General features: G+C 66.2%; 24 protein-coding genes. 10 read left to right on the top strand and 14 right to left on the bottom strand.

The genetic code is table 11. The annotated features are described in order from the left end of the window. Window positions 1-100: 100 nt before the first annotated feature. Window positions 101-1,510, top strand: coding sequence for a carboxylesterase/lipase family protein (locus tag MBENS4_RS20785; RefSeq protein WP_084592312.1), 1,410 nt, complete (start codon window positions 101-103; stop codon window positions 1,508-1,510). Between the two features lie 59 nt (window positions 1,511-1,569). Here the strand turns inward: MBENS4_RS20785 and MBENS4_RS20780 are convergent, their stop codons facing one another. Then, window positions 1,570-3,870, bottom strand: coding sequence for an ATP-dependent helicase (locus MBENS4_RS20780; RefSeq protein WP_039395687.1), 2,301 nt, complete (start codon window positions 3,868-3,870; stop codon window positions 1,570-1,572). Between the two features lie 202 nt (window positions 3,871-4,072). On the opposite strand from MBENS4_RS20780, the gene MBENS4_RS20775 reads away from it, so the two are divergent. Further along, on the top strand, window positions 4,073-4,342 hold the full coding sequence (locus tag MBENS4_RS20775; protein WP_039394361.1) for a hypothetical protein: 270 nt from the start codon (window positions 4,073-4,075) through the stop codon (window positions 4,340-4,342). An 86-nt stretch (window positions 4,343-4,428) separates the two neighbouring features. Here the strand turns inward: MBENS4_RS20775 and rsmD are convergent, their stop codons facing one another. Together rsmD and MBENS4_RS20765 are read right to left on the bottom strand one after the other, a co-directional pair. Beyond that, window positions 4,429-4,998 carry a 16S rRNA (guanine(966)-N(2))-methyltransferase RsmD gene (gene rsmD / locus MBENS4_RS20770; RefSeq protein ID WP_039394358.1) on the bottom strand — a complete coding sequence of 190 codons (570 nt, stop codon included), beginning with the start codon at window positions 4,996-4,998 and terminating at the stop codon, window positions 4,429-4,431. 13 nt (window positions 4,999-5,011) lie between these two features. Continuing rightward, window positions 5,012-6,010: a pseudouridine synthase gene (locus MBENS4_RS20765; RefSeq protein WP_039394355.1), complete on the bottom strand. Its 999-nt coding sequence runs from the start codon at window positions 6,008-6,010 to the stop codon at window positions 5,012-5,014. 155 nt (window positions 6,011-6,165) lie between these two features. Here MBENS4_RS20765 and MBENS4_RS20760 point away from each other — a divergent pair, with 155 nt between their 5' ends. After that, the gene (locus MBENS4_RS20760; RefSeq protein WP_052322582.1) at window positions 6,166-7,437 is read left to right on the top strand and encodes an MFS transporter; all 1,272 of its coding nucleotides are present in this window, start codon (window positions 6,166-6,168) and stop codon (window positions 7,435-7,437) included. A gap of 22 nt (window positions 7,438-7,459) precedes the next feature. On the opposite strand, the gene MBENS4_RS20755 is transcribed toward MBENS4_RS20760, so the two are convergent. Genes MBENS4_RS20755 through trpB form a run of 4 tightly spaced genes read right to left on the bottom strand, consistent with a single transcriptional unit; the run spans window position 7,460 to window position 11,123 of the window. Beyond that, window positions 7,460-8,797: a bifunctional folylpolyglutamate synthase/dihydrofolate synthase gene (locus MBENS4_RS20755; RefSeq protein ID WP_039394349.1), complete on the bottom strand. Its 1,338-nt coding sequence runs from the start codon at window positions 8,795-8,797 to the stop codon at window positions 7,460-7,462. Between the two features lie 27 nt (window positions 8,798-8,824). Then, window positions 8,825-9,601: a tryptophan synthase subunit alpha gene (trpA, locus tag MBENS4_RS20750; protein WP_039394347.1), complete on the bottom strand. Its 777-nt coding sequence runs from the start codon at window positions 9,599-9,601 to the stop codon at window positions 8,825-8,827. After that, window positions 9,601-9,849 carry a hypothetical protein gene (locus MBENS4_RS20745; RefSeq protein WP_039394344.1) on the bottom strand — a complete coding sequence of 83 codons (249 nt, stop codon included), beginning with the start codon at window positions 9,847-9,849 and terminating at the stop codon, window positions 9,601-9,603. The genes trpA and MBENS4_RS20745 overlap by 1 nt, the downstream gene beginning before the upstream one ends. Beyond that, a complete protein-coding gene (gene trpB, locus MBENS4_RS20740) occupies window positions 9,846-11,123 on the bottom strand; it encodes a tryptophan synthase subunit beta (protein ID WP_052322581.1) in 1,278 nt (425 codons plus the stop codon). Before trpB ends, MBENS4_RS20745 begins: the two co-directional genes overlap by 4 nt. 267 nt (window positions 11,124-11,390) lie before the next feature. Here trpB and MBENS4_RS20735 point away from each other — a divergent pair, with 267 nt between their 5' ends. Both MBENS4_RS20735 and MBENS4_RS20730 read left to right on the top strand, forming a co-directional pair. Beyond that, window positions 11,391-11,858, top strand: a complete 468-nt coding sequence (locus MBENS4_RS20735; RefSeq protein WP_039394341.1) for an outer membrane protein — start codon at window positions 11,391-11,393, stop codon at window positions 11,856-11,858. Between the two features lie 217 nt (window positions 11,859-12,075). Next, a complete protein-coding gene (locus MBENS4_RS20730) occupies window positions 12,076-12,543 on the top strand; it encodes a hypothetical protein (RefSeq protein WP_039394338.1) in 468 nt (155 codons plus the stop codon). 4 nt (window positions 12,544-12,547) lie between these two features. Here the strand turns inward: MBENS4_RS20730 and MBENS4_RS20725 are convergent, their stop codons facing one another. Then, a complete protein-coding gene (locus MBENS4_RS20725; RefSeq protein ID WP_039394335.1) occupies window positions 12,548-13,186 on the bottom strand; it encodes a phosphoribosylanthranilate isomerase in 639 nt (212 codons plus the stop codon). 69 nt (window positions 13,187-13,255) lie between these two features. Between MBENS4_RS20725 and MBENS4_RS20720 the strand changes: the two genes are divergently transcribed. Continuing rightward, the gene (locus MBENS4_RS20720; protein ID WP_039394331.1) at window positions 13,256-13,678 is read left to right on the top strand and encodes a DUF4019 domain-containing protein; all 423 of its coding nucleotides are present in this window, start codon (window positions 13,256-13,258) and stop codon (window positions 13,676-13,678) included. A 13-nt stretch (window positions 13,679-13,691) separates the two neighbouring features. Here the strand turns inward: MBENS4_RS20720 and MBENS4_RS20715 are convergent, their stop codons facing one another. From MBENS4_RS20715 to purB, 4 genes are all read right to left on the bottom strand, one after another. After that, the gene (locus tag MBENS4_RS20715; protein ID WP_039394328.1) at window positions 13,692-14,444 is read right to left on the bottom strand and encodes an SIMPL domain-containing protein; all 753 of its coding nucleotides are present in this window, start codon (window positions 14,442-14,444) and stop codon (window positions 13,692-13,694) included. Between the two features lie 208 nt (window positions 14,445-14,652). Next, window positions 14,653-15,330: an orotidine-5'-phosphate decarboxylase gene (pyrF, locus tag MBENS4_RS20710; protein WP_039394324.1), complete on the bottom strand. Its 678-nt coding sequence runs from the start codon at window positions 15,328-15,330 to the stop codon at window positions 14,653-14,655. A gap of 4 nt (window positions 15,331-15,334) precedes the next feature. Further along, on the bottom strand, window positions 15,335-15,691 hold the full coding sequence (locus tag MBENS4_RS20705) for a LapA family protein (protein ID WP_039394322.1): 357 nt from the start codon (window positions 15,689-15,691) through the stop codon (window positions 15,335-15,337). Between the two features lie 140 nt (window positions 15,692-15,831). Beyond that, complete coding sequence (purB, locus tag MBENS4_RS20700; RefSeq protein ID WP_039394319.1) at window positions 15,832-17,145, bottom strand: adenylosuccinate lyase; 1,314 nt, start codon at window positions 17,143-17,145, stop codon at window positions 15,832-15,834. Window positions 17,146-17,310: 165 nt separating this feature from the next. Here purB and MBENS4_RS20695 point away from each other — a divergent pair, with 165 nt between their 5' ends. Next, the gene (locus MBENS4_RS20695) at window positions 17,311-18,333 is read left to right on the top strand and encodes an alpha/beta fold hydrolase (RefSeq protein WP_052322580.1); all 1,023 of its coding nucleotides are present in this window, start codon (window positions 17,311-17,313) and stop codon (window positions 18,331-18,333) included. A gap of 15 nt (window positions 18,334-18,348) precedes the next feature. Here MBENS4_RS20695 and MBENS4_RS20690 read toward each other — a convergent pair whose 3' ends face one another. Continuing rightward, complete coding sequence (locus MBENS4_RS20690) at window positions 18,349-20,145, bottom strand: SLC13 family permease (RefSeq protein WP_039394317.1); 1,797 nt, start codon at window positions 20,143-20,145, stop codon at window positions 18,349-18,351. Between the two features lie 261 nt (window positions 20,146-20,406). Beyond that, entirely contained in the window at window positions 20,407-21,177 is a 771-nt protein-coding gene (gene radC, locus MBENS4_RS20685) for a RadC family protein (RefSeq protein ID WP_039394314.1), read from the bottom strand. A gap of 179 nt (window positions 21,178-21,356) precedes the next feature. On the opposite strand from radC, the gene MBENS4_RS20680 reads away from it, so the two are divergent. The 3 genes from MBENS4_RS20680 to MBENS4_RS20670 are packed head-to-tail and all read left to right on the top strand — an operon-like array spanning window position 21,357 to window position 25,119. Next, on the top strand, window positions 21,357-24,437 hold the full coding sequence (locus tag MBENS4_RS20680) for a YdbH domain-containing protein (protein ID WP_242405031.1): 3,081 nt from the start codon (window positions 21,357-21,359) through the stop codon (window positions 24,435-24,437). Between the two features lie 11 nt (window positions 24,438-24,448). Next, window positions 24,449-24,718, top strand: coding sequence for a YnbE family lipoprotein (locus MBENS4_RS20675; protein WP_445321525.1), 270 nt, complete (start codon window positions 24,449-24,451; stop codon window positions 24,716-24,718). Continuing rightward, window positions 24,718-25,119: a YdbL family protein gene (locus tag MBENS4_RS20670; protein WP_052322579.1), complete on the top strand. Its 402-nt coding sequence runs from the start codon at window positions 24,718-24,720 to the stop codon at window positions 25,117-25,119. The genes MBENS4_RS20675 and MBENS4_RS20670 overlap by 1 nt, the downstream gene beginning before the upstream one ends. Window positions 25,120-25,411 lie beyond the last annotated feature (292 nt).

Below are 25,411 nucleotides of genomic sequence, written 5' to 3'. Positions count from 1 at the left end.
CTTGCCTCCTGGCACGGGAACTCCACTCTGGCAGGTGCGATTGCAACGAACGGACGCGTCGACGTGCGTTCGAATGGAAGGGTTACTGATGAAAATTCCGATGGTTATGTCCGCTCTCGTGCTTGCGGGGCTGAGCGTTGCGGCCAGCGCGCAGGAGAGTGCTCCCACGGCCAAGGTCGAGACAGGTACTCTGGCCGGTGTGGCACAGGATGGGGTCCTGAGCTGGAAGGGCATTCCCTTCGCGGCCCCGCCGACGGGGAATCTGCGCTGGCGCGCGCCGCAGCCCGCCAAGGCCTGGTCGGGTGTGCGCCAGGCGACGAGTTATGCCTCGGACTGCATGCAGAAGCCCTTTGGCGGCGATGCCGCGCCGCTCGGCACGCCGCCTGCGGAGGACTGCCTTTACGCCAATGTCTGGCGCCCGGAGAAGGCCGAGGGCAAGCTGCCCGTCCTGGTGTGGATCTATGGCGGCGGCTTCATCAACGGCGGGGCTTCGCCAGCGACCTATTCGGGGGCGGAACTCGCGAAGAAGGGCGTGCTTGTCTTCAGCTTCAATTACCGCATCGGGCGCTTTGGTTTCTTCGCGCATCCCGCGCTGACCAAGGCCGATCCCGATAATGGCAAGCTCGTCAACTACGGCTACATGGACCAGGTCGCCGCGCTCGAATGGGTGAAGCGCAACATTGCGGCCTTCGGCGGTGACCCGGACAACGTGACGATTGCGGGCGAGAGTGCGGGCGGAAACTCGGTCGACAACCTGTTGACGCTTCCCGCGGCCAAGGGCCTGTTCGACAAGGCGGTGGTCATGTCGGGTGGCAACGGCAAGGGCTTCACCAAGTCGAGCATGGAGACCGCGCACGAGGCTGGTGTGGCCTTTGCGAAGAAGAAGGGGATCACCGGCACGGGCCCCGCCGCTCTGGAAAAGTTGCGCGCGCTTTCGGGTGAGGACGTGGTCGATGGCCTTAACCTCATGGCGCTTTTCGCGCCGCAGGAAGGCCCTGTCACCTACACGCTGCCCGTCATCGATGGCGTCACCGCCGCGCCCCAGCGTAGCAATTTCGAGAGCGGCGACTTCGCGCATGTCCCGGTGATGATCGGCGCGACGGCCGCCGACATCGGCGGGGTCGAGGGGCAGATGGTCGCGGGCGCGCGCAAGCTGGCCAAGGTCATCGGCGAGCAGGGTGTGCCGGTCTATGAATACCGCTTCTCTTACGTCGCGGATTCGGTGGCCGCACCGGGCGCCCAGCACGCGACCGACATCCCCTTCTTCTTCGATACGCAGAGGGCGAAGTATGGCGAGGAGACAAGTGTGCGCGACAACGCGATGGGTGATGCGATGAGCAGCTATCTGGTCAATTTCGCCAGGACCGGTGCGCCGTCCACCGGCTGGGGTCTGCCGGCCTGGAAGCCCTATGCCGAGGCAAACGGCCAGATCATGGACTTCGCAACCGATGGCAAGGTCCACTTCCGCGACGACCCCTGGCAGGCCGAGATCGACGCCGCGGACATGTGACGAACGGATAGAAAAAAGGGCCGGAAGGGAGATATCTTCCGGCCCTTTTTCAGTATGTTTCAGGCGGGTTTTACGAAGCTGTCGAGGACCCGCTTTGAGCCTGATTTCTCAAACTCGATCTCCAGCTTGTTGCCTTCCTGCGCCGCTACGGTGCCGTAGCCGAACTTCTCGTGGAAGACGCGCGCGCCCACTTCGATGTCGGTGCGGGGCTTGGAGGCGAAGCTGGCGGCGCTGCGGGTGGTTTCCTTGAGGCGCTTGGGTGCGGTGTCGAATTCGCGCTGGGCGGCGCGCTGCCAGCCGGGGCCACGCGTTACTGTTCGGGACGGCTGGGCGCGGGCGACATCGGCAAAGGGATCGGCGTGCTCGGACCACTGCGCGCGCCAGAGCGAGGCACCGCCCGAGAGCGTGGTCTCGCTCTCAACCTGGTCCTCGGGCAATTCGGCGATGAAGCGCGAGGGGATCGAACTGGTCCACTGGCCGTAGATGCGCCGGTTCGCCGCATGAAGGATGGTGCACTTGCGGCGCGCACGGGTGATCGCGACATAGGCGAGACGGCGCTCTTCCTCCAGACTGGCCAGCCCGCCTTCGTCGAGCGAGCGCTGCGAGGGGAACACGCCGTCCTCCCAGCCGGGCAGGAACACGTTGTCGAATTCCAGCCCCTTGGCCGCGTGCATGGTCATGATCGTGACCTTCTCCTCATCGTCGCGCGCGTCATTGTCCATGACAAGGCTGACGTGTTCGAGGAAGTCGCCAAGACTGTCGTACTCTTCCATCGCGCGGGCGAGCTCGACGAGGTTTTCAAGGCGTCCGCTGGCCTCGGGCGTGCGTTCGGCCTGGAGCGCGTCGGTGTAGCCACTCTCGTCGAGGGCGGTGCGGATGAGGTCGGCGGGGCCTTCCTCCCTGGCCATGTCGCGCCAGCGCGCGAAATCGCGCATCAGCGAGAGCAGCGTGTTGCGTGCGCGGGCGGGCAGTTCGTCGGTGTCGCAGATTTCAAGCGCGGCCTTGGCGAGCGGGATGCCTCGGCGACGCGCCAGCAGGTGCAGCTTCTCCAATGCCTTGGCCCCGAGCCCCCGCTTGGGCGTGTTGTAAATCCGCTCGAAGGCGAGGTCGTCGGCGGGCTGGGCAATGACGCGCAGATAGGCGAGGGCATCGCGGATCTCCGCACGCTCGTAGAAGCGAAAGCCGCCGACGATGCGGTATTTCATCCCGATCGAGATGAAGCGGTCCTCGAACTCGCGGGTCTGGTACTGCGCGCGCACGAGGATCGCGATCTGGTCGAGCGGGGCGCCTTCGCGTTCGAGGCGTTCGATCTCGTCGCCCACCCGGCGCGCTTCCTCCGGCGCGTCCCAGACGCCGACGACGTGGAGCTTGTCGCCGCCATGGCGCTCGGTCCAGAGCGTTTTGCCCAGGCGCTGCGTGTTCTCGTCGATGAGGCCCGAGGCGGCGGCCAGGATCTGCGGCGTGGAGCGGTAGTTCTGTTCGAGCCGGATCACCTTGGCGCCCGGAAAGTCCTTTTCAAAGCGCAGGATATTGGCGACTTCGGCGCCGCGCCAGGAATAGATCGACTGGTCGTCATCGCCCACCACGCAGATGTTGCGGCGGTGCTGGGCGATCAGGCGCAGCCACAGGTACTGGACCTGGTTGGTGTCCTGGTATTCGTCGACCATGACGTACTTGAAGCGCTGCTGGTAATGTTCGAGGACGTCGCGGTGCTCGCGCAGGATGTTGAGCATGTGGAGCAGGAGGTCGCCGAAATCGCAGGCGTTCACCGCCTTCAGGCGCTCCTGATACATATGATAGAAATGCTGGCCCTTGCCCTCGGCGTAGGCCTCGTTCTCGCGCGCGTCGAGGTCGCGCGGGTTGAGGCCACGGTTCTTCCAGCGGTCGATGCACCCGGCCAGTTGCTTGGCGGGCCAGCGCTTCTCGTCGACCCCCTCCGCCTGGATGAGCTGCTTGAGGAGGCGCAGCTGGTCGTCGGTGTCGATGATCGTGTAGTTTGATTCCAGGCCCACCAGTTCGGCGTGGCGGCGCAGCATCTTGGCCGCGATGGCGTGGAAGGTGCCGAGCCAGGGCATCCCTTCGACCGCGGGCCCAACCAGCTGGCCGACGCGCTCGCGCATCTCGCGCGCGGCCTTGTTGGTGAAGGTGACGCACAGGATTTCGCTCGGCCAGGCGAGGCGGCTCTGGACAAGGAAGGCAAGGCGGCGGGTGAGCGCCGAAGTCTTGCCCGTGCCTGCACCGGCCAGCATCAGCACCGGCCCCTCCGTCGTCAGGACGGCTTCGCGCTGGGGCTCGTTCAGTCCGGCGATGAGGGGATTGGACGCGTCGGCGCCTGCAGGATGGGCGGGCGCGGCGGGCAGGGGGGAATGGCTCTCGGTCACACGTGAACAACTAGGGAACGGATTAACCCGGTGCAAGGTCGCTTCGTCGCCGTCCCGGAACAATTCCCCCGGCCAATGCGTCGAAATGGAGTGATCGGCCCCGGGATGTACGGCGGTCCGCCAGCGCGGGAAGGCGGCTGCGGGCTGCGTGCAAGGGGCTTTAAGAAATGGGAGTAAGATTATGAAGAAAAGTCTTATTGCTTGCGCCGCTGCGGCGGCCGTACTGCCCCTTTGCGCTCAGGCGCAGAGCGCATCGGCATCTCCTGAGGTCGTCGAGAAGGACGCGCGCGGGGTGGCTGCGAAGGTTCGGGTCGAGGGCAAGGTCTACGACGTGTGCCGCGGTGAGGCCACTGACGGCTGTATCAATCCGCGCGAGGCCGGGCTCAACTTCGGCAATCGCCCGCTCGACCATTATCCCGAGGACACGGGGCAGGAGATGCCCGCATCCTGATTCCATCAGGACAGTTTCAGCAAAAAAGGGCGCCGGTTCTTCCGGCGCCCTTTTTCGTTTCAGGAAAGTGCTTTGCGGCTTTTTCCTCAGACCTTGCGCAAGATGTGGAGGCGGGCCTTGCCGACATCGCGGGTCGCCTCGACCTCGAAGCCGCGCACGGAAATGCTCTCGTCCCGGGCGGTCTCGATCGAGACCCAGGTCGCTTCATTGATCCAGCCCAGCCGCGCCAGCTTGTCGGCCGCGACCGCGCCCGCGCCGGTGTCGTAGGGCGGGTCGAGCAGGACGAGATCGAGAGCCTCTTTCGCCGTTCCCAGCGCGAGCGCGGAGACCGGGCGCACGTCGCTGCGGTCCTGCGCCTTGAGGTTGGCGATGTTGCGTCGGATCGCGCGGATCGCAGCGGCGTCCTGGTCGACGAAGAGGCAATGCGCCGCCCCGCGCGAGAGCGCTTCGAGGCCAAGTGCGCCCGAGCCCGCGAAAAGGTCGGCCACCTTGAGCCCCTCGAAGGTGCCAAGACGGCTCGCCAGCATCGAGAACAGCGTCTCGCGCGTGCGGTCGGCAGTGGGGCGGGTGGTGTCGCCCTCAGGAGTGGCGAGCTTGCGCCCGCGCCATTCGCCCGCGATGATGCGCAGGCCGGTCCGGGTGGCCGGTCCCTTCATGTCGTGTGCTCCCTCAGCCCTTGGCGCGGTCGATCTCGCGGCGGAACCGGTCGAGCACCTTCGCGTCGATCTCGACGGCGGCGCCCTTGGGCAGCTCGTCAAGCGCGAAGGGGCCATAGCCGATGCGGATCAGGCGGCTGACCTTGAGGCCGAAGTGTTCGAGCACGCGGCGCACTTCGCGGTTCTTGCCCTCGGTGAGCGTCATCTCGATCCAGCGGTTGCGGCCTGCGCCGCGCTCCATGTTGGCGTCGATCTTGCCGTAACGCACGCCGTCGATCTCGACGCCCTCGATGAGGCTTTCGAGCTGTTCCTGCGTGATGTCGCCGAAGGCGCGGGCGCGGTAGGTGCGCGGAACACCGGTCGAGGGCAGTTCCAGTGCGCGCTTGAACTCGCCATCGTTGGTGAGCAGCAGCAGGCCTTCGGTGTTGAAGTCGAGACGGCCCACCGGCATCACGCGGCCCGCATCCTTGGGTAGGGCGTTGCGCAGCGCGGCGTAGATGGTGGGGCGACCGGCCGGGTCGCGCTCGGCGGTGATGAGCCCGGCGGGCTTGTGGAAGGCGAACAGGCGCGTGGCGTCCGCTTCCTTGACCGGGTTGCCATCGACGGTGACGCCCGCGAGCGAGGTCAGCACGGTCGAGGGGGTCTCGACCAGCTCATCGTTCAGCTTCACGCGGCCTTCGGCGATCATGCGCTCGGCTTCACGGCGGCTCGCAACCCCGGCGCGGGCCAGCAGCTTGGCGATGCGATCGCCTTCGCGCGCGGGCATGTTCGGGTCCTTGGGAGTAGGGCCGGCAGGCTTGGGCTTGCCGAAGCTGCGCGGACGCGATCCGGCGCCGCCCTTGCGTTCGTTGAAGGGGCCATCGCGGCGGGGCTCGTCGGAGGAGCGGCCACCCGAACGGGGGCCACGCGAAGGGCCGCGAGCAGGGCCACGCCCTTCGGAGCGGCGCGAATCGGATCCGCGCGAATCGGATCCATAGGAGGAGCCGCCGGATTTGCGAGGTGGTTTGGACATCCGCCGCCCCATACCTGTTGATCGCGCCTTCATCCAGCCTTCCCTTCACGCGGCGCGTCGTTAAGTTGCGCGCATGATCATGACGAAAAGGATCGAGTGTGACCGCGCAGACGACTAACCAACGACGCGGCCTATGGAATTCGGTCCGGCCCTACATGGAAAAGGAGTCCGTCGCGGCTTTCATGCTGGGGGTGTCCTCGGGCTATCCCTTCGCGCTCCTGGCGGCGACGCTGACCACGCGCCTGGCGCAGGACGGGATCGAGAAATCGACGATCACGACCTTTGCGCTGGCCTTCTTCGTCTACAATCTGAAGCCGCTGTGGGCCTGGGTGATCGACGGGGTTTCGCTGCCCGTGATCGGACGCCTGGGCCAGCGGGTCTCCTGGATGCTGGTGGTGGGGCTGCTCGTCATGGCTGCCAACCTCAACCTGGCGCTGGTCGATCCGGGCAAGGACATCGCGGGGACCGCGCTGGCGGCCGTCCTCATGGGGCTGGCCGGTGCGACGTTCGACATCGTGATCGACGCCTACCGCATCGAGACCCTGAAGCCTTACCAGCTGGGAACCGGCTCAGGGATGAGCCAGTATGGCTGGCGCATCGGTTCGGGGCTCGCCGCCTCGCTCGCGCTGGTCGTCGCGGCGCGTTCGGACTGGCACCTGGCCTATGCGGTCTGCGCGGTCTTCGCGCTGCCCGCGATGCTGACCGCGCTCATCGTGGGCGAGCCCGAGCGTCACAAGGTCGTGCGCGACAAGAAGGGCATGGGCGAGATCTGGGCCTCGATCGCGGGGCCCTTCGCGGAGTTCTTCCAGCGCAAGGGGGCGTTCCTCGTCCTGGCCTTCATCCTCGTTCACAAGATCGGCGATACGCTGGCGAACCTGACCTTCCGCCTGCTGTTCGACGACCTTGGCTTCTCCAACGACGAGATCGCGCTCTACGACGTGGGGATCGGGTTCTGGGCGCTCATCGTCGGTGTGTTCGTGGGCGGCGTGATCTACGCGCGCATGGGCCTCAAGCGCTCGGTGCTGATCGCGCTGGTGCTGATGGCGGTCTCCAACCTCAGCTTCGCGATGCTGGCCGCCGCCGGTCACTCGAACCTCGGCATGGGGCTTGCCATCGGCTTCGAGAACTTTGCGAGCGGCTATGGCGGTGTGGTCGTGGTGGCCTACTTCTCGGCGCTGTGCGACCTGCGCTTCACGGCGGCCCAGTACGCGCTGATCTCGGCCGGGGCGAGCGTCGTCGGGCGCTTTCTCACCGGGACTACGGCGGGCGCGCTGATCGAGGCGATGGGCTATGTGAACTTCTATCTGGCGACCACCGTGGCAGCCCTGCCGGGCATCGCGATCTTCGCGGTGATGATGGCGACCGGCCTTGTCGACGATGCCATGGGCACGGCGGGCGAAGTGGGTGAGGGCGACGCGCGCGACTGAGCGCGCTGGCCCTCCCGGCCGCTCAGTCGGGAAGCTGGTGGTTCGCCGCCAGCACGGTGCCTGCAAGGTAGAGCGAGCCGCCGATAAGGACGACCTCGCCTTCCTTCACGTCGAGCCCTTCAAGGGCCGCACGCACGCCTGCAGCGCTCGTGGCCTCGGGGGCGAGGGCGTAGTCGAAATCCTCCGCACCGTGCCACTCGTGGCCGGGAACCGGAACCACGGTTACGCTGGCGAGCTGAGCGGCGAGCGGACGGATCAGCGCGTAGGGGTCCTTGTTCGCGAGCATGCCGATGACGAGGTGGACGTACGGGCGCGGCTCGCGGAAATGCTGGGCAAGCGCGTTGCCCGCATCGGGGTTGTGCCCGCCATCGAGCCAGCAGGGGGTGCCCTCGGGCAGCAGCGCAGTCAGCGGACCCGTCTCAAGCCGTTGCAGGCGCGCAGGCCAGCGCGCCCAGTCCATCGCGGCGGCGAGCGCGGCGTCGGGGATGGCAATCGCGTCCTGGTGGCGCAGCATGGCAACGGCAAGGCCCGCATTGATCGTCTGGTGCGGACCGGAGAGGCGCGGGCGCGGCAGGTGCAGCAGGCCCTTGTGGTCCTGGTAGGAGAAGCCGTCCGGTTCGGGCGCGGTCGACCAGTCCGAGCCTGCGCGCACGACGTAAGTCCCGGCGCGTTCGGCCTGGGCCTCCACGGTCTCGTTCATGCCCGGGCCGTAGCTCAGGGTGACGAGCGCGGCGCCCGCCTTGGCAATGCCCGCCTTCTCGAAGGCAATGCGCGCAAAAGGATCGTCCGGTGTGCCTTCGCTCGGCGAAAGCAGGAACTGCTCGTGGTCGATGCCCAGCGCCGCGATGCCGCAGACGAGGGGATCGGGAATGACATTGGTGGCATCGAGCCGCCCGCCCAGGCCCACCTCGAAGATGCAGGCGTCCGCAGGAATGCGCGAGAATGCCAGGAAGGCGGCCGCCGTCGAGATCTCGAAGAAGCTGGCACCGATGCCGTGGGTCTCTGCCACGTCGAACACTTCGGCGAGCAATTCGGCGAGCAGTTCGTCCGAAATCAGTGTGCCCGCGACGCGGATGCGCTCGTTGAAGCGCACCAGGTGCGGGCTGGTGAAGACGTGGACGGTCTTGCCCGCCGCTTCGAGCGCGGCGCGCAGGAACGCGCAGGTCGATCCCTTGCCGTTGGTTCCCGCGACGTGGAAGACCGGCGGGAGCGCGCGCTCGGGATGGCGGAGATGTGCGCACAGGTCCTTGATGACGTCGAGCCCGAGGCGGCCCTGCGGGACCGACAGCGCGGCAAGACGGTCAAGCTGGGTCTGGACGGCCGGGGCTTCCGAGACCGCGAAGTCGTTGGGGCGGGACATGGCTGTTCGGGCGTGCCTTCAGGGCGCTCAGCGCGCGGAGTGGACGGCCTCGGCCAGCGCCGAGGTGAGTTCGCGCAAAGGCCCGGCGGCCTTGTCGCCATGCTCCTTGACGAGATCGACGAAGGCCGAGCCCACGACGACACCGTCCGCGACCTTGGCGATCGCGCTTGCCTGTTCGGGCGTACGCACACCGAAGCCTACCGCGACGGGAATGTCGCTGGCCGCCTTGAGCCTTGCCACGGCGTCCTCGATCGAGGTCTGGGCCGCGGTCTGCGTGCCGGTGATCCCGGCAACCGAGACGTAGTAGAGGAAGCCCGAGGAGCCTTCGAGAACGGCGGGAAGCCGCGCGGCATCGGTGGTGGGGGTGGCCAGGCGGATCAGCGAGATCCCCGCAGCGCGCAGCGCCGGGCCGAGCTCGGCGTCCTCTTCGGGCGGAATGTCGACGCAGATCACACCGTCGACACCGGCCTTGGCGCATTCGGCGGCAAACCAGTCTGCCCCGCGCGCGATCATCGGGTTGGCGTAGCCCATCAGCACCAGCGGCACGTCCGGGTGGCGCTGGCGGAAGCCGGTGGCGAGCTCGAAGATGTCCTTGGTCTTCGTGCCCTTGCCGAGCGCGCGGATGTTGGCCTGCTGGATGGCATCGCCATCGGCCATGGGATCGGTGAAGGGCATGCCCAGCTCGATCACGTCGGCGCCGCCCGCAACGAGCGCGTCGAGGTTGGCGGCGGTGTCCCCATCGCCCCCGGTGATGAAGGTGACGAGGGCCGGGCCCTTGGCGAAGGCGTTTTCGAAGCGGGTCATCAGGTAAACAGGCTCTTTCGGGTCATGCGAAGGATACCGGCAGTCAGGAATACGAAAATGCCGAGATAGCCCAGGCTGATGCCGATGTTCAGCCAGGTGCCCCTGAAGGCGAAGGCCCAGTAGTAGCGCGAGGACGAGAGGTCGATCGAGCGGCGCTGGACCAGTTCGGCGAAGACGAAGATGGCGGGAAAGACCGCCATCCACAGGATCAGGGCGTCGACCAGAGGCCGCTGCCAGCCCTTGGTCACAGCTCGACGTCCAGCGCCTCGGCCACCGTGAAGATGTCCTTGTCGCCGCGGCCCGAGACATTGACGACGAGAAGCTGGTCCTCGTCCATCTCGGCTGTCAGCTGGGGCAGGGCCGCGAGCGCGTGGGCGCTTTCGAGCGCGGGGATGATCCCCTCGAGCGCGCAGCACAGCTGGAAGGCTTCGAGCGCCTCGCCATCGGTGATCGGCACGTAGTCGACCCGGCCCGATTCGTGCAGCCAGGAATGCTCGGGGCCAAGGCCGGGATAATCGAGACCGGCCGAGATCGAATGCGCCTCGGTGATCTGCCCGTCCTCGTCCTGGAGCAGGTAGGTCTTGTTGCCGTGCAGGATGCCGGGCTTGCCGCCCGTCAGCGAAGCGGCGTGCTTGTCGGTATCGACGCCGTGGCCACCCGCTTCGATGCCGGTCATCTGGACGTCCGGATCGTCGAGGAAGGGGTGGAACAGGCCGATCGCGTTCGAGCCCCCACCCACGGCCGCCACGAGACGGTCGGGCAGGCGCCCTTCCTTCTCCAGCATCTGCTCGCGCGTTTCCTTGCCGATGATCGACTGGAAGTCGCGCACGAGCTCGGGATAGGGGTGCGGACCCGCGGCGGTGCCGATGATGTAGAAGGTGTCGTGCACGTTCGCGACCCAGTGGCGCAGCGCATCGTTCATCGCGTCCTTCAGCGTCATCGCGCCGCTTGTCACGGGCACGACTTCGGCGCCCAGCAGCTTCATGCGGAAGACGTTGGGCTTCTGGCGCTCGACGTCGGTCGCGCCCATGAAGATCGTGCAAGGCAGGCCAAAGCGCGCCGCGACGGTCGCGGTCGCGACACCGTGCTGGCCCGCGCCGGTCTCGGCAATGATCTTCGTCTTGCCCATGCGCATCGCAAGCAGGATCTGGCCGATGCAGTTGTTGATCTTGTGCGCGCCGGTGTGGTTCAGCTCCTCGCGCTTGAAGTAGATCTTCGGGCCCTTTCCAGCAGGCGCCTTCGCGCGCCAGTGTTCGGTCATGCGCGGTGCGTAGTAGAGCGGGCTGGGGCGGCCGACGAAGTCCTTCATCAGCGAATCAAATTCCGACCAGAATGCGGGATCGTCCTGCGCCTTGCGGTACTCCTTCTCAAGATCGAGAATGAGCGGCATGAGCGTTTCGGCGACGTAGCGACCGCCGAACTGGCCGAAGTGGCCGGAGGCATCGGGCAGGGCGCGCCACGAGTTCACCTGGTCGGCTGCCAGAGGGCTCGCGGGGCGGTTCACAGGCGTTTGGTCAGTCATAGTGAGGGCGGATTGGCAGAGCCGCGCGGACCTGTCCAGCGCGATCGCGTGCTGGGGAGGACCGCTGTGTTTTCAATTGCAAGGAGTGCAATTGCCGGCACATTCAATGCAATAATGTGTCTCTATGCCGCAGAATTGTGACGTCTTGAGGACAGAAAGGAATATTTCGTTCATCTGGCCGACAGGTTGGAAGGCGCAGCGGCGCTCCTGCCCCGCAAGAGGGACACCCCCCGCCGAGGGTCGGGGGTACAACTGGAGTCTGTTTTTATGCGTATTGCACTTGTTTCGCTCGCCGCTGCTGCGGTTGCTGCCGTCGCCACTCCCGCCATGGCGGACGAGATCCGCGTTGAAGGCCGCACCGGCATCATCTGGAACGGCAGCGGTGACGAAGCTGTCGCTGGCGTCGCTGCCGGCTACGACTACGACCTCACCAAGAGCGTCTTCATCGGCGTTGAAGGTTCGGCCGACAAGATCCTGACCGACCACACCCGCGTCGCATGGGGCGCCGGTGGCCGCGCCGGTGTGAAGCTGTTCGAAGGCACCAAGATCTACGGTTCGGCCGCATGGCAGTCGAAGCCCTGCCGCTTCTGCAACAGCTCGGTCAACCTGGGCGGCGGCGTGCAGCAGTCGCTCAACAAGAACTTCTACGCGAAGGCCGAGTACAAGCACATGCTGATCGGTGACAACACCCCCGACGCAGACGTGGGTCTGGTCGGCGTTGGCGTGAAGTTCTGATCGCCACATCCATAGCCTGAGGGTCGCAACCCGGGCACGAAAGGGGCGCTTCGCAGGATTGCGGGGCGCCCTTTTTCGTGCGTGCTCTTCCGCATCTTCCCCTTGATTTGCGCGGGAAACACCTGAGTTCGCGGCGCTCTTCAGGATGATAGCCTCTCCTTTCACTCGGGCCCGGCGCACGCTTGTGCACCTGGCCCTGGCGGGAAAGGAAGAGGCGATGCGGGGCAGGGCATGGGGAGGGCTTCTGGCTCTGGCAGTGGCGGGCCTTGCCAGTCCGGCGCATGCCGACGAGGCTTATGCCGAAGTGATCGGCGGCATCAGTTTCGGGCCTGAGGAAGACGCGGCGATCTTCGGCCTCGCGGCGGGCTATGACTGGGACCTCACCGAGACCATCTTCGTGGGGCTCGAGGCCAGCCTCGACAAGGAGATGGTCAAGGAGCGCCACGTGGCGCTGGGCATCGGCGTGCGCGCCGGGCTGGAAGTGACCGAGCGGGGCAAGGCCTTCGTCGGGCTCAACTACCAGTCCAAGGACTGCCCCCATTGCGAGGCGGCCTGGGGCTTCAGCGGCGGCTGGGAGCAGGAGATCGGTGAGCGGCTCTACCTCAAGGGCGAATACAAGCACCTCGCAACCGAGCATGAAGGCGACAAGGAGATCCTCATCGCCGGGCTCGGCATCATGTTCTGAGCGATCAGGCGCGCGCGGCCCGGCAGAACGCCGCGATCCTGTCGGCGTCCTTGACGCCCGGCGCGCTCTCGACGCCCGAGGAGGTGTCGAGGAGCGGCGCGCCGGTGCGCGCAAGGGCCTCGGCGGCGTTGTCGGGGGTCAGCCCTCCGGCAAGACCCCAGGCGACGGGGCCCTTCCAGTTGGCCACCAGCCGCCAGTCGAATTTCAGGCCCATGCCGCCCGGCAGCGTGCCCTTGGGCGTCTTGGCATCGAACAGCACGCGGTCGATGGCCTGGGCATAGCCATGCGCCCTTGCCGCGTCCTCGGTCGTGGCGACCGGAAGCGCCTTCCACACCTCCACGCCGTGGCGCGCACGCAGTTGCGCGCAGCGCTCGGGCGTTTCGGAGCCATGAAGCTGGAGCACGTCGAGTTGGGCTGCGGCCAGTGCCTCGCCGATGGTCGCGTCGTCGGCATCGACGAAAAGCCCGACGCGCGCGATGCGGCCCTGTGCGCGCTGCGAGAGCGAAGCGGCCTGTGCGCTCGTCACATGGCGCGGGCTCTTTTCGAAGAACACGAAGCCGGCGTATTCCGCGTGCGCACGGATCGCGGCGTCGAGCGCGTCGCTTGTGGAGATACCGCAAATCTTGATCGCCGGTGTTGGCATGGCCTGTCCGCTGGCTAGAGTGATCTCGGCTCTTCGCCCCCTGCCAGTTGCAACAAGGATCTCTTCGCAATGAACCGTATCGCGCGCCTTCTAGTCCCATTTGCCGCCGCTGCAATGCTTGGCGGGTGCGGGATCAAGGAGTCCTTCGAGAAGGCGGACGCGGCCATCGCGCGGTTCCACGGCGACCTTGATGCGGCCAACTACGCCCGTATCTGGACGCAGGCCGATCCGGAACTGCGCAAGGCGGGCGACAAGGCCGCGTTCGAGAAGCTGCTGGGCGCGGTCCACACCAAGCTTGGGGCGGTTAAGGAGACCAAGCAGGTGGGCTGGAACACCAACGCCTCGACCTCCGGTACCTATCTCACCGCGACCTACCAGACCACGTTCGAGAAAGGCACCGGGACCGAGCGCTTCACCTACCGCAAGGGGGACGAGGACGCGGTTACCCTGGTGAACTACGCCATCGATTCGCAGGACATGATGCTCAACTGAGCAGAGGGGGCTCTTACGGTGCCAGTTCGAACTGGACCGAGACCTGCGCGGTGATGTCGAGTTCGCCCGCCGCGACCGGGGCTGGCGCGGGGGCTGCAGAGAGCCGCATCATGTCGCTCTTGGCCCGGATCTGCGGTGCATAGCCGCCCGCTTCGGTGATCGAGACAATTCGCACGACACGAAGGCCCGCCGCACGGGCGTAAAGATCGGCGCGTTCGCGCGCGGCCTTGATGGCGGCGGTACGCGCTTCGTCCTGCGCTGCCTCGGGGGAAGACAGGCCAAAGTCGGGGCCATTGACCTCGTTCGCGCCCGCCGAGACGAGCGCGTCGATCACGGCGCCGTAATTGTCCAGCTTGCGCTGGCGTACCAGGACGGTGTTGTTGACCTGGTAGCCGGTGATCGTGCGCTCGTTCGCATCATAGCTGCCGTCCGGACGTCGGGCGGGCTGCGAATAGACCGGGCTCACGTTCAGATTGCTGGTCTGGATGTCCTTCTCGGCAATCCCCGCGCGCTTGAGCGCGGCAAAGACAGCGGTCATGCGCTGCGAGTTCTCGGCAAGCGCGGCGCTGGCGCTGGCGCCTTGCGTGGTGACGCCGGCGCGGAAGTTGGCCATGTCCGGCTCGCGGTTGGAGGAGCCTTCCGCGTTTACGCTGAGGAGCGTGTGGTTCGCCGCGATGGCTGGGGCTTCGGCCTGCTGGGCCTGGGCCAGCGCGGGAAGCGTGGCCAGTGTCGCGGCCGCAGCGGCCCAAAGAAGCTTCGATTTCATCGTCGTTTGCACTCCATCATCCTCTCAGAGCTTGTCCAACGACTTGGACGAGAGGATGTTTCGTGGCGATGAATGGAAGGTGCGTGGAGCCGGATCAGAAGAGGAAGATAAGGGTTGCGAGGGCCATTGCCCTCGGGCTCGCGGAACGGGCGACCTCACCGTGTGCGCGCCGCGTTGCGTGCGAACGGTGAAGTCGCCGATCTTGGCTTTACAGCGTCTCTTCGATGGCCTTGGCGGCGGCGAGCGGATCTTCCGCGCCGCGGATCGGGCGGCCGACGACGAGCAGGCTCGCGCCATTGTCGCGCGCCTCGCGCGGGGAGACGATGCGCTTCTGGTCCGCCAGCTTGCTGTCGGGCAGGCGCAGGCCGGGGACGACGAAGTAGCCGTCCTTCCACTGCTTGTGGATCGCGCCGACTTCGTGGCCCGAGCACACGATGCCATCGAGCCCGGCGGCCTGCGACAACTCGGCCAGGCGCAGCGCCTGTTCCATCGGATCGGCCGTGATGCCGATGGCCGAGAGGTCGTCGTTGTCGAGGCTGGTAAGGACGGTGACGGCCACGACCTTGGTGTTCTCGCCCGCGGCGGCCTTGGCATCTTCCATCATCGCGCGTCCGCCCGCGGCGTGGATCGTCACCACGGCCGGGTTCAGCGTGTTGATCGCCTGCATAGCAGCGGCGACCGTATTGGGGATGTCGTGCAGCTTGAGGTCGAGGAAGATGGGCAGGCCCACCTTCTGAATCTCGCGCACGCCGTGGTGGCCGTGGGCGCAGAAGAATTCGAGGCCGAGCTTGATCCCGCCGACGTGGTCCTTGACCTTGCGGGCCAGCGCTTCGGCGGCGTCGAGGCGGGGGACGTCGAGTGCGAGGTAGACGGGATTGTTGCTCATGGGCTCAGGTATCCGGGGTCAGGGGTGTCGTTTGCGGAGACGTGTCAGGCCGGGGGGAGGTGGCGGTGCTGGCCGTCGGTTCCTCGGCGAGCGAAGGCATCGAGCTGGCGTGGAGCGCGTTCTCGAGGCTGGCGATGCGGCGGTTGAGACGCCAGCGCACGGCCCGGAAGTACAGCCACACCGGCATCATGCCGAGCAGGAAGAAGAACAGCGCAACAAAGCCCACCGGCCAGTCGAAATGGATGTAGTTGCCATCGTCCAATGGCCAGAAGTTCACCGGGACCTTGGTCCAGTTCATGGCGATGAAGGCGACCAGGATGGCCGTGGTCACGATCCAGGCGATGGTGCGGACGGCTTTCATGGATGCTCCCGATGTTCGTGCCGTGCCGGACCCGGGCGGGTGCCCGGGCGCGGCGAAGCGCCGATGCTAGGACCGAAAACGGGGTAAGGGAAGGCCCCGGATCATCGGCCCTGCGGCATCGGCGCTGCGTGCATCGCGTCTCAGTCGGCGAAGACGCGCGCGAAGATCGTGTCGACGTGCTTGAAGTGGTAGTCGAGGTTGAACTTGTCCTCGATCTGCTCGACCGTCAGCGCGGCGGCCACTTCCTCGTCGGCCTTGAGCAGTTCCATGAGGGAAAGCTGGCCGTCCGATTCCCACACCTTCATCGCGTTGCGCTGGACAAGGCGGTAGGAGGTGTCGCGCGAGAGACCCGCCTGGGTGAGCGCGAGCAGGACGCGCTGCGAGTGGACGAGGCCGCCCATGCGGTCGAGGTTCTTCTGCATGCGCTCGGGGTAGACGAGCAGCTTGTCGATGACGCCGGTGAGACGCGCGAGCGCGAAGTCGAGCGTGATCGTCGCGTCGGGGCCGATGAAGCGCTCGACCGAGGAGTGCGAGATGTCGCGCTCGTGCCACAGCGCCACGTTCTCCATCGCGGGCATCGCGTAGGAGCGGATGATGCGGGCCTGGCCGGTGAGGTTCTCGGTCAGCACGGGGTTGCGCTTGTGCGGCATGGCCGACGAGCCCTTCTGGCCCGGCGAGAAGTATTCTTCGGCTTCCAGCACTTCGGTGCGCTGGAGGTGGCGCACTTCGACGGCGACGCGCTCGATCGAGCTGGCGATGACGCCCAGCGTTGCAAAGAACATGGCGTGGCGGTCACGCGGGATGACCTGGGTCGAGACGGGCTCGATCTCGAGGCCCATCTGCTCGGCAACGTAGACTTCCACGGCCGGATCGACATTGGCGAAGGTGCCGACAGCGCCCGAGATGGCACAGGTCGCGATTTCCTCGCGCGCGGCGATCAGGCGCTTCTTCGCGCGGGCGAACTCGGCATAGGCTTCGGCGAGCTTGAGGCCGAAGGTAACCGGCTCGGCGTGGATGCCGTGGCTGCGGCCGATGGAGGGGGTGTACTTGTGCTCCATCGCGCGGCGCTTGATCGCGGCGAGGAGGTCATCAAGGTCAGCGAGCAGGATGTCGGCGGCGCGCACGAGCTGGACGTTGAGCGTCGTGTCGAGGACGTCCGAGCTGGTCATGCCCTGGTGCATGAAGCGCGCTTCCGGGCCGACCTGTTCGGCGACCCAGTCGAGGAACGCGATCACGTCGTGCTTGAGCACGGCTTCCTTGGCGTCGATGGCTTCGACGTCGACCTTCGGGTTGGTCGCCCACCAGTCCCACAGGGCCTTGCCGGCGGCTTCGGGAACGGTGCCCATTTCGCCCATCTTGACGGCGGCGTGCGCCTCGATCTCGAACCAGATGCGGTAGCGCGCTTCGGGCTCCCAGATCGCGGTCATGGCGGGGCGGGCGTAACGGGGGACCATGCAAGACTCCTTTGGCTGACGCGGCGTCCGCTAGGGCCGCTTCGGGCGAAAGGCAAGTGCAAGGCGCGCGGCTACCCGATGAGCGGGGTTACTTTTTTGGCAGGAGCCTTCCGCGCGGCCACGCGCTTGGTCTAGGAACCCGCAGTCCCCGGTTGGAGAAATTTCGTGTCCCTGCGCCGTCTTGTACCCACTACCGCCGCCTTTGCTCTGGGTCTTCTAAGCGCGAGCGGAGCCAGCGCGCAGGACGTGGCGCCCTTGGGCAGCAACCTGGAGCGTTTCGCTTATCCCTGGCCGGAAAAGCGCTTTGCCGTGCGCGTGGGGGACGAGGACGCGCAGATGACCTTCATTGATGTCGCGCCCGCCCGGCCCAACGGGCAGAGCGTGGTTCTCCTCCATGGCAAGAACTTCTGCGCGGCGACCTGGGAAAGCACGGCGCGCGCGCTCCTGGCGGCCGGCTACCGGGTAATCGTCCCCGACCAGCTCGGCTTCTGCAAGTCCTCCAAGCCCGACAGCGCGCAGTACACGCTCGCGCTGATGGCCGATGCCACGCACCGCCTGCTGGAGGCGCAGGGGGTGGAGAAGCCGATCGTGCTGGCCCATTCGACCGGCGGTATGCTGGCGCTGCGCTATGCCCTGATGTTCCCGGACGACACCTCGCGGCTGCTGCTGATCAATCCGCTGGGGCTTGTCGACCGGATGGAGCAGGGGGTGCCCTATGTGCCGCTCGACAAGCTGATCGCGGCCGAACGCGCCAAGGACCGCGCGTCGATCAAGGGTTATCAGCTGCGGACCTACTACCACGGCGAATGGCGCGCGGACTACGATCGCTGGGTCGACATGCTCGCCGGGCAATATGCGACTGAGGATGATGACGCAGTCGAGATCGCGCAGGCCAAGACCGCCGAGATGATCCTGACCCAGCCGGTGTCGCACGAGTTCGGCAATCTGAGGGTGCCCGTCACGCTGATGATCGGCCGGCTCGACACCACGACCTTCGGCAAGGGGCAGGCCCCCGACGCGGTGAAGGCGCGGCTGAGGCCCATTCCCGAGGTGGTCGAGGACGCTGCGGCGCGCATGCCCGAGGCGCGCATCGTCTGGTTCGAAGGACGCGGCCATTCGCCCCAGGTCGAGGCGCCGGACGAGTTCGAACCCCGCTTGATCGCGGCGCTGGAGAGTCCGGCACCTTGATCCTGTCTCCCCGGATCAGAAGGGCCAGATCATCGGGATCACGATCAGCGTCGTGATCGACACCAGGATCGTGAGCGGAAAGCCGTACTTGTAGAAGTCGGTGAACTTGTATCCGCCCGCGCTGTAGACGAGGGTGTTGGTCTGGTAGCCGATGGGCGTGAGGAAGCTGGCCGAGGCGGCAAACATCACCGCGACGACGAATGGGCGCGGGTCGACATGCAGCGCCTGGGCCAGCGTGATGCCAATGGGGGTTACGACGACGGCCACCGCGTTGTTGGTGACAAGTTCGGTCAGGAACAGGCTGAGGAAGTAGATTGCGGCGAGGGCGGCAATCGGGCCCAGGCTGCCGAGCCAGGGCGTGGCCCAGCCGACGATGGTCTCGACCAGCCCGGAGCGTTCCAGCCCCGTACCAATGGAAAGCATGGCCACGATCAGCGCGATGATGCGCCAGTCGACCGAGCGGAAGGCTTCCTCGGGCTCCACGCAGCGCCCCGCAAGCACGACGGCGACGCCCATGACGGCGAGGCCCGCGAGCGGCATGAGATCGAACGAAGCGCCGAGGACCACGCCGAGCATTGTCGCAATCGCGATCCAGGCCTTGTTACGGCGAAAGCCGCGCGAGGTCGGCTCGGCGATGTTGACCAGCTGCTGGTCCTCGACGAGGCGGCGCAGGTCTTCGGGCGCGCCTTCGATCAGGAGTGTGTCGCCCACTTCAAGGGGGACGCGCTCGAAACGGTCCTCAAGGTTCGTGCCCTTGCGGTGGAGCGCAATGGGGTAGACGCCGTAGCGGCGGCGCAGGCGCAGCTCGAACAGGGTATGCCCGATGATCTCGGCGCCCGGAGCCAGCAGCGTTTCGGCCATGACCGAGTTACGGGTCGAGAGCTGGACGAGGTGCGGGTCGGTGGTGGAGGCCGCGGTCATCGAGATGCGCCCGGCTTCCTTTAGGGACATGAGGTCGCTCGCGGATGTGCGCAGGACCAGGATGTCGCCTTCCTCCAGCGTCTGTGCGGCGAAATTGCGGCGCAGCGACTGGTCGCCGCGCAGCACGTCGACAAGGCGACGTTCGCTGCGCGAGAGCAGGTCGATGGTCTTGGGTGGCTGGCCGATATAGGGCGATCCCGCCTCGATGAAGATCGAGACGACGAAGCGCTTGTTATCGCTTGCATTACCCAGGCTCGCCACGGTCTGGCGTTCGGGAAGCAGCTTGTTCGACACGGCGAGCCAGATGACGCCGACGATGGCCACGATGATGCCGACCGGTGCGATCTCGAAGAGGCCGAAGGGTTCAAGCCCTGCGCGGCGCGCGACGCCGTCGACAAGGATATTGGTCGAGGTGCCGAGCAGCGTGACGGTGCCGCCCAGAACGGCGGCGAAGGAAATCGGCATGAGTACGCGCGAGGCGGGAATGTCGAGTTCGCGGGCGATCGTCATGCCCACCGGGATCATCATCATCACCAGCGGTGTGTTGTTGGTGAAGGCCGAGATCGTCGCGATCAGACCCAGGAACACGCACATGCACAGGAAGGGGCGCGTCCGGCCAAGCCCTGTAATGCAGGACGAGAAGAAGTCGAGCGCGCCGGTTCGCACCAGCGCCGAGGACATGATGAACATGCTCACGATCGTCAGCGGGGCGGGGTTGCCCATCGCTTCGAGCACGTCATCGGTCGCGATGATGCCCAGCAGGAGCAGAACCGCGACAAGGCCCAGCGCCACGACTTCGGGCGCGGCGAGCTCGAAGGCAAAGGCAAGGAAGAGGAGAACAAGCAACGGCGCCATGACGAGCGGTGAAGCCAGATCCAGACCGAAATGCATCCATTCCCCTATCGATTACGCTGGGAACCCAGCGCTTCGCGCAAGGGTCTAGCGACAATTGTGCAGCGCGCAAAGGCTTTGTTTACTACTAAAAAAGTTGATTTGATTGCGGGGTCATTAGAAAAAGTTGGGGCCCGTTTCGTGCCCGCACTGGTGGCCGCACATGTGCGGGCGCCCCAGTCATTTCGCGGTTCCTTCCGCCTGTCGGATGTCGGGCGCTCTGTCCGCCTGCCGGGTTCAGTGGAAGGTGCAACCTGCCTTTTAGATCAGGCCCTTGGCGCGCAGTGACACATGCCCCTCGCGGCCGATCACGATATGGTCGTGGACGGTGATGCCGAGCAGGCGCCCGGCCTCGGCGATGCGCGTCGTGATGTCGATGTCGGCGCGGCTGGGTTCGGGCGAGCCGGAGGGATGGTTATGGACCAGAATGAGGGCGCTGGCCCCGATATCGAGGGCGCGGCGGATGACCTCGCGCGGGTGGATCGCGGCCTCGTCGATGGAGCCTTCGCCCACCAGGTCGTCGAGGATGAGCATGTTCTTGGTGTTCAGGTAGAGTACGCGCACGCGTTCCAGCGTCAGGTGCGCCATATCTATGGTGAGGTAGTCGATCAGCGCCTGCCAGGAGCCGATCACGGGGGTCTCACGCACTTTCTGGCGGGCGAGCCGGGTTGCCGCGACGGTGACGATCCGCAGGGCTGCCGCGGTCGCCTCGCCCATGCCGGGGTGCAGGGCCAGCGTGCGAGGATCGGCCTGGAGGACGCCTGCCAGCGTACCGAAGCGGGCAAGAAGACTGCGGGCGAGCGGCTTCATGTCGCGCCGGGGCACCGCTTGCATCAGAAGCAATTCAATCACTTCGTGGTCGGCGAGGGCCTCGTCTCCGCCGCCCAGCAGGCGCTGGCGTAGCCGTGTGCGGTGGCCCGAGGTATCGCTCCCTGCGTCTTTCGCCTTCGTCCTGTCGTGCGCAGCCTTCGTCTCGGCGCGCGCGGGCTGGCTTTCGGTCCGTTCAGGAAAGAGGGGGGTATCGTCTGCCATCGTTGGCTCTGACAATTGCCTTTCCGGCGCGCACAGCGCAAGTGATGGAGCGCATGGCGCAAGACGAGTCCCTGGAAAGTAACGAAGAAGAGCGCGTTGCCGAGGAAGCGGCGCGGCCTGTCGCTGCGCGTCGGCGCCGGCGGCGGCGAATCGCTTTGGGCTTGGGTGTCGTCGGGGCCATGGCGCTTGGCAGCGCCTGGATCGCGCGCGAGGATATCGCCGACAATATCGTCCAGAGCGAACTTTCCGCGCTGGGGCTGCCAGCCACCTACGACATCGTCCAGATCGGGCCCGACGAGCAGATCGTGCGCAATGTGGTGATCGGCGATCCGGCGCATCCCGACCTGACGATCGCGGAGGTGCGTGTGGCAACGCGGCTCACCTTCGGATTGCCCGGCCTTGGCCGCATCACTCTTGTGCGCCCGCGTCTCTATGGCCGAATGAAGAACGGCAGTGTCAGCTTCGGCTCGCTGGACAAGGTCCTCTTTGCCGATCCGCAGAGCACGGAGCCCACGCAGCTTCCCGATCTCGATCTTGCCGTGAAGGATGGCGGCGCGCTGCTCGTGACCGATGCGGGGCGGGTGGGGGTCAGCCTGGAAGGCGAGGGCACCTTGCGCGGTGGCTTCGAGGGGGAGCTTGCCGCAAAAGCCCCGGCGCTGGCCTATGCGGGCTGCACCAGCGGTCCGCTGAGCCTTTACGGCAAGCTGTCCGTCGCGGCGGGGCGGCCGCGCCTGAAAGGGCCGTTGCGGCTGGAGGATTTCGCCTGCGAAGGGCAGGGGGCCTCGCTCGCGAAGGCCGCGCTCGACCTCGACCTTGAGCTTGATGACACGCTGGACGGCGGCCGCGCTTCGCTGGACCTTTCCGCGCAGCGCTTGCGCATGGCCGATGCCGGCGCCGCAGCGCTCGAGGGCTCCGCGCAGGTCACCTACCGGGGCGACAGTCTCAATGCGCGCTACGATCTGGCCGCAAGGGATCCGGGCGGTGCGCCGCTCCATCTTTCCCGGCTTGAGCTCAGCGGTACGGCCCGGGCGAGCGCGGGTTTCGATACGCTCTCGCTCGAAACCGACCTGTCGGGTGAGAACCTGCGGCCCGGTTCCGGGCTTGCTTCCGCCCTGCAGGACCTGGCGCGCACTACGCAAGGTTCCTTGGTCGCCGGGCTCGCGGACCAGATTCGCGTCAATCTTGCCCGCGAGCTGCGCGGGAGCACGCTCGAAGCGCGGCTCATCGCGCGCAGCAATGCGCGCGGACGCAGCGTGGTGGTACCCCAGGCGCGGGTCCGGGCGCGCAGCGGTGAAAGCCTGCTCGAACTCTCGCGCATGCAGATGCTGTTGGCCGATGGCGCACCGCGCGTCTCGGGCAACTTCGTGACGTCGGGGCGCGGGTTGCCGCGCCTCAACGGGCGCATGGAAACGCGCGATTCGGGCGAGACGGCCTTCCACGTCCAGATGGCCGATTACCGGGCGGGCGAGGACCATGTCGCGATCCCCGAGATGGTCCTGCGCCAGCGGGGCAATGGCGATCTGGATGTCGCGGGCGAAGTGCGGCTGGGCGGGGCGCTGCCGGGCGGATCAGTCCGCAACCTGCGTGTACCGGTCTCGGGCCGCTGGAAGGGCAATGGCGATCTCGCGCTCTGGTCCTCGTGCACCACGGTCACGTTTGACGCTCTCACGATGGCGAACCTGACGCTCGATGCGAACCGGCTTTCGCTGTGCCCGCCCAAGGGTCGGGCAATGGCACGCTACGATAGCGGCGGCTTTGCGTTCGCAGCGGGTACACCCGCGCTCGAACTTTCCGGTCATCTTGGCGAATCCGAGGTGCGGCTGGCGACCGGTCCTGTCGGCCTGGCCTATCCCGGAACGCTTGCGGCGCGCGATATCGCCGTGGCGTTGGGGCCCGAGACGGCGCCCTCGCGCTTTGCCATCGCCAATCTGACGGCCGATCTCGCGGGCGATGTCGCGGGCACATTTGAAAATGCGGACGTCGCGCTCGCGGCGGTGCCGCTCGATCTGCACGAGGTCGCCGGGAATTGGAGCTACGCCGGGGGTGTGCTGCGGCTCGACGATTCGCAGTTCGTCCTGGTCGACAGGCAGAAGGACGCCCGTTTCGAGCCGATGGTCGCGCGCGGCGCTTCGCTGGAGCTTGCTGACAACGTGATTTCTGCCTCGGCCCGATTGCGCGAACCGCAATCGGATCGCGCGGTGGGCCGTGTCGACATCGTCCATGACCTGGGCACCTTGCGTGGGCATGCGGATCTTGCGGTCGATGGCCTGACCTTTGGCGACAATCTCCAACCCGAGCAGCTCTCGACGAACCTGCGCGGTCTTGTCTCGCTCGTCGAGGGGACCGTGACGGGGACGGGGCGGATCGACTGGAGGGGCGATGCGGTCACCAGTCGCGGCCGCTTCGCCAGCGAAGGCCTTGATTTTGCAGCGCCCTTTGGACCTGTTGAGGGGCTGTCGGGCGAGGTTGTCTTCAATGACCTGCTCGGCATGGTCACCGCCCCCGACCAGCGCCTTGCCGTCGCCTCGATCAATCCGGGTATCGAGGTCACGGACGGGACGATCTCCTTCGAGATGCAGCCCGATTATCGTCTGGTCGTCAACGGGGCGAAGTGGCCGTTCATGGACGGGGAACTGACGCTTGCGCCCACCACGATGACGGTCGGTGCGCTCGAGACCCGGCGCTACACGCTGAACGTCAAGGGCCTGAACGCAGCCAGCCTCGTGCGGCACATGGAACTCGACAATATCTCGGCGAGCGGCGTCTTCGATGGCCAGCTGCCGATTGTCTACGACCAGAACGGCGCGCGGATCGAGAACGGCAGCCTCGTCGCGCGCGAGCCGGGCGGCAACGTCGCTTATGTCGGGGCGCTCAGCTACGAAGATCTCTCGACCATGGGCAACTTTGCGTTCGATGCGCTCAAGTCGATTGATTACAAGACGATGGAAGTGACGCTCAACGGCTCGCTCTCGGGTGAAATCATCACCCAGCTGCGCTTTACCGGGATCAGCCAGGGGACAGGAGCCACGCGCAATTTCCTGACCCGCCAGATCGCGAAGCTGCCGGTGCGCTTCATCGTCAATATCCAGGCGCCGTTCTTCCAGCTCTTTGGCAACATGCGCTCGCTCTACGATTCGAACTACGTGGTCGATCCGCGCGAGCTCGGCCTTGTTGCCAAGGACGGCAAATCCCAGGCGGGAGAGGGCGCTGTCGCTCCGTTCATCTCCATTCAGCCTCCAGTCAGCGAGGACACTCCATGATTACGTGTAATTTGACCACACCGCCCGTCGCTGCAAAAGGAACGCACACGGTTCGCCGGGCGAACCTGACGCAGGGCAAGGGAGTGAGGTCCGTGATGCGGGCGATGGCACTGGCAGGATTGGGGCTGGGCGCGATACCGACGCTGGGGGGCTGCGTGAACGTATCCGCACCCGACAAGCCCATCGTGATCGAGCTCAACATCAATATCCGCCAGGAGGTTATCTACCGATTGGCCGCCGATGCCGCGAACACCATTGAGGAAAATCCGGAGATCTTCTGATGCGCAGCCTTATCGAGAAACCCGTAGCCGCGGCGACGCTGGCCCTCGCCATGCTGGCGGGGCTGGGCATGGCGGCACCGGCTGGTGCCCAGTCGCGCGGCGAGGCCTATGCTGCCGCCAAGGCGCAAGGCCAGGTTGGTGAGCAGCGCAACGGCTATCTCGGGGTGGTCGGCGATCAGAGCGCGGACGTGCGTTCGATGGTGCGCGATATCAACAACAAGCGCCGCTCGATCTACACCTCGAAGGCCGCCAGCCTGTCGAGCACGATCGACGAGTACGCCTTTACCACAGCCTGCCGCCTGATCGCGGAAACCTCGCCTGGCGAGAAGTACGAGGGGCTCGACGGAAGTTGGAAGACACGCGGGAGCGGCGCGCCCGAACGCGATCCCAAGTGTCCCTGAATACGGCGGATCCCATAGAACTTCTTTTCTTCGACTTAGGTCTCATGCAAAGGCTTTCTCCTGAAAAACGGGAGAGGGCCTTTCGCTTTTGTAGGACAATTCTATCGCGATGCGCGATGCCGCACTTTTGCGCGGCTGCGGAATTAGGTTATCGCTAACTTCCAATTCGCAGCGGGGCGCCGTGACGGGGCTGCCTGTGCAGATCGGTGGTTCGTCATGTGGCTGCCATGGTTGACTCGGGAAAAGCCCCACCCTAAGGGGTCGGCGCCCAAGACGGGCAACTGTCGAACGC

The organism is Novosphingobium sp. MBES04 (assembly GCF_000813185.1).
Lineage (GTDB): Bacteria > Pseudomonadota > Alphaproteobacteria > Sphingomonadales > Sphingomonadaceae > Novosphingobium > Novosphingobium decolorationis.
The sequence above is the reverse complement of the archived record's forward strand: the minus strand, read 5'-3'. Positions and strand labels throughout refer to the sequence as shown.

Excerpts from the sequence above, each read along its gene's own strand:
- MBENS4_RS20785 (WP_084592312.1), top strand. The coding sequence starts at position 101 with ATGGTTATGTCCGCTCTCGTGCTTGCGGGGCTGAGCGTTGCGGCCAGC.
- MBENS4_RS20775 (WP_039394361.1), top strand. The coding sequence starts at position 4,073 with ATGAAGAAAAGTCTTATTGCTTGCGCCGCTGCGGCGGCCGTACTGCCC.
- rsmD (WP_039394358.1), bottom strand. The coding sequence starts at position 4,998 with ATGAAGGGACCGGCCACCCGGACCGGCCTGCGCATCATCGCGGGCGAA.
- MBENS4_RS20765 (WP_039394355.1), bottom strand. The coding sequence starts at position 6,010 with ATGTCCAAACCACCTCGCAAATCCGGCGGCTCCTCCTATGGATCCGAT.
- MBENS4_RS20760 (WP_052322582.1), top strand. The coding sequence starts at position 6,166 with ATGGAAAAGGAGTCCGTCGCGGCTTTCATGCTGGGGGTGTCCTCGGGC.
- MBENS4_RS20755 (WP_039394349.1), bottom strand. The coding sequence starts at position 8,797 with ATGTCCCGCCCCAACGACTTCGCGGTCTCGGAAGCCCCGGCCGTCCAG.
- trpA (WP_039394347.1), bottom strand. The coding sequence starts at position 9,601 with ATGACCCGCTTCGAAAACGCCTTCGCCAAGGGCCCGGCCCTCGTCACC.
- trpB (WP_052322581.1), bottom strand. The coding sequence starts at position 11,123 with ATGACTGACCAAACGCCTGTGAACCGCCCCGCGAGCCCTCTGGCAGCC.
- MBENS4_RS20735 (WP_039394341.1), top strand. The coding sequence starts at position 11,391 with ATGCGTATTGCACTTGTTTCGCTCGCCGCTGCTGCGGTTGCTGCCGTC.
- MBENS4_RS20730 (WP_039394338.1), top strand. The coding sequence starts at position 12,076 with ATGCGGGGCAGGGCATGGGGAGGGCTTCTGGCTCTGGCAGTGGCGGGC.
- MBENS4_RS20725 (WP_039394335.1), bottom strand. The coding sequence starts at position 13,186 with ATGCCAACACCGGCGATCAAGATTTGCGGTATCTCCACAAGCGACGCG.
- MBENS4_RS20720 (WP_039394331.1), top strand. The coding sequence starts at position 13,256 with ATGAACCGTATCGCGCGCCTTCTAGTCCCATTTGCCGCCGCTGCAATG.
- MBENS4_RS20715 (WP_039394328.1), bottom strand. The coding sequence starts at position 14,444 with ATGAAATCGAAGCTTCTTTGGGCCGCTGCGGCCGCGACACTGGCCACG.
- pyrF (WP_039394324.1), bottom strand. The coding sequence starts at position 15,330 with ATGAGCAACAATCCCGTCTACCTCGCACTCGACGTCCCCCGCCTCGAC.
- MBENS4_RS20705 (WP_039394322.1), bottom strand. The coding sequence starts at position 15,691 with ATGAAAGCCGTCCGCACCATCGCCTGGATCGTGACCACGGCCATCCTG.
- purB (WP_039394319.1), bottom strand. The coding sequence starts at position 17,145 with ATGGTCCCCCGTTACGCCCGCCCCGCCATGACCGCGATCTGGGAGCCC.
- MBENS4_RS20690 (WP_039394317.1), bottom strand. The coding sequence starts at position 20,145 with ATGCATTTCGGTCTGGATCTGGCTTCACCGCTCGTCATGGCGCCGTTG.
- radC (WP_039394314.1), bottom strand. The coding sequence starts at position 21,177 with ATGGCAGACGATACCCCCCTCTTTCCTGAACGGACCGAAAGCCAGCCC.
- MBENS4_RS20680 (WP_242405031.1), top strand. The coding sequence starts at position 21,357 with ATGGCGCTTGGCAGCGCCTGGATCGCGCGCGAGGATATCGCCGACAAT.
- MBENS4_RS20670 (WP_052322579.1), top strand. The coding sequence starts at position 24,718 with ATGCGCAGCCTTATCGAGAAACCCGTAGCCGCGGCGACGCTGGCCCTC.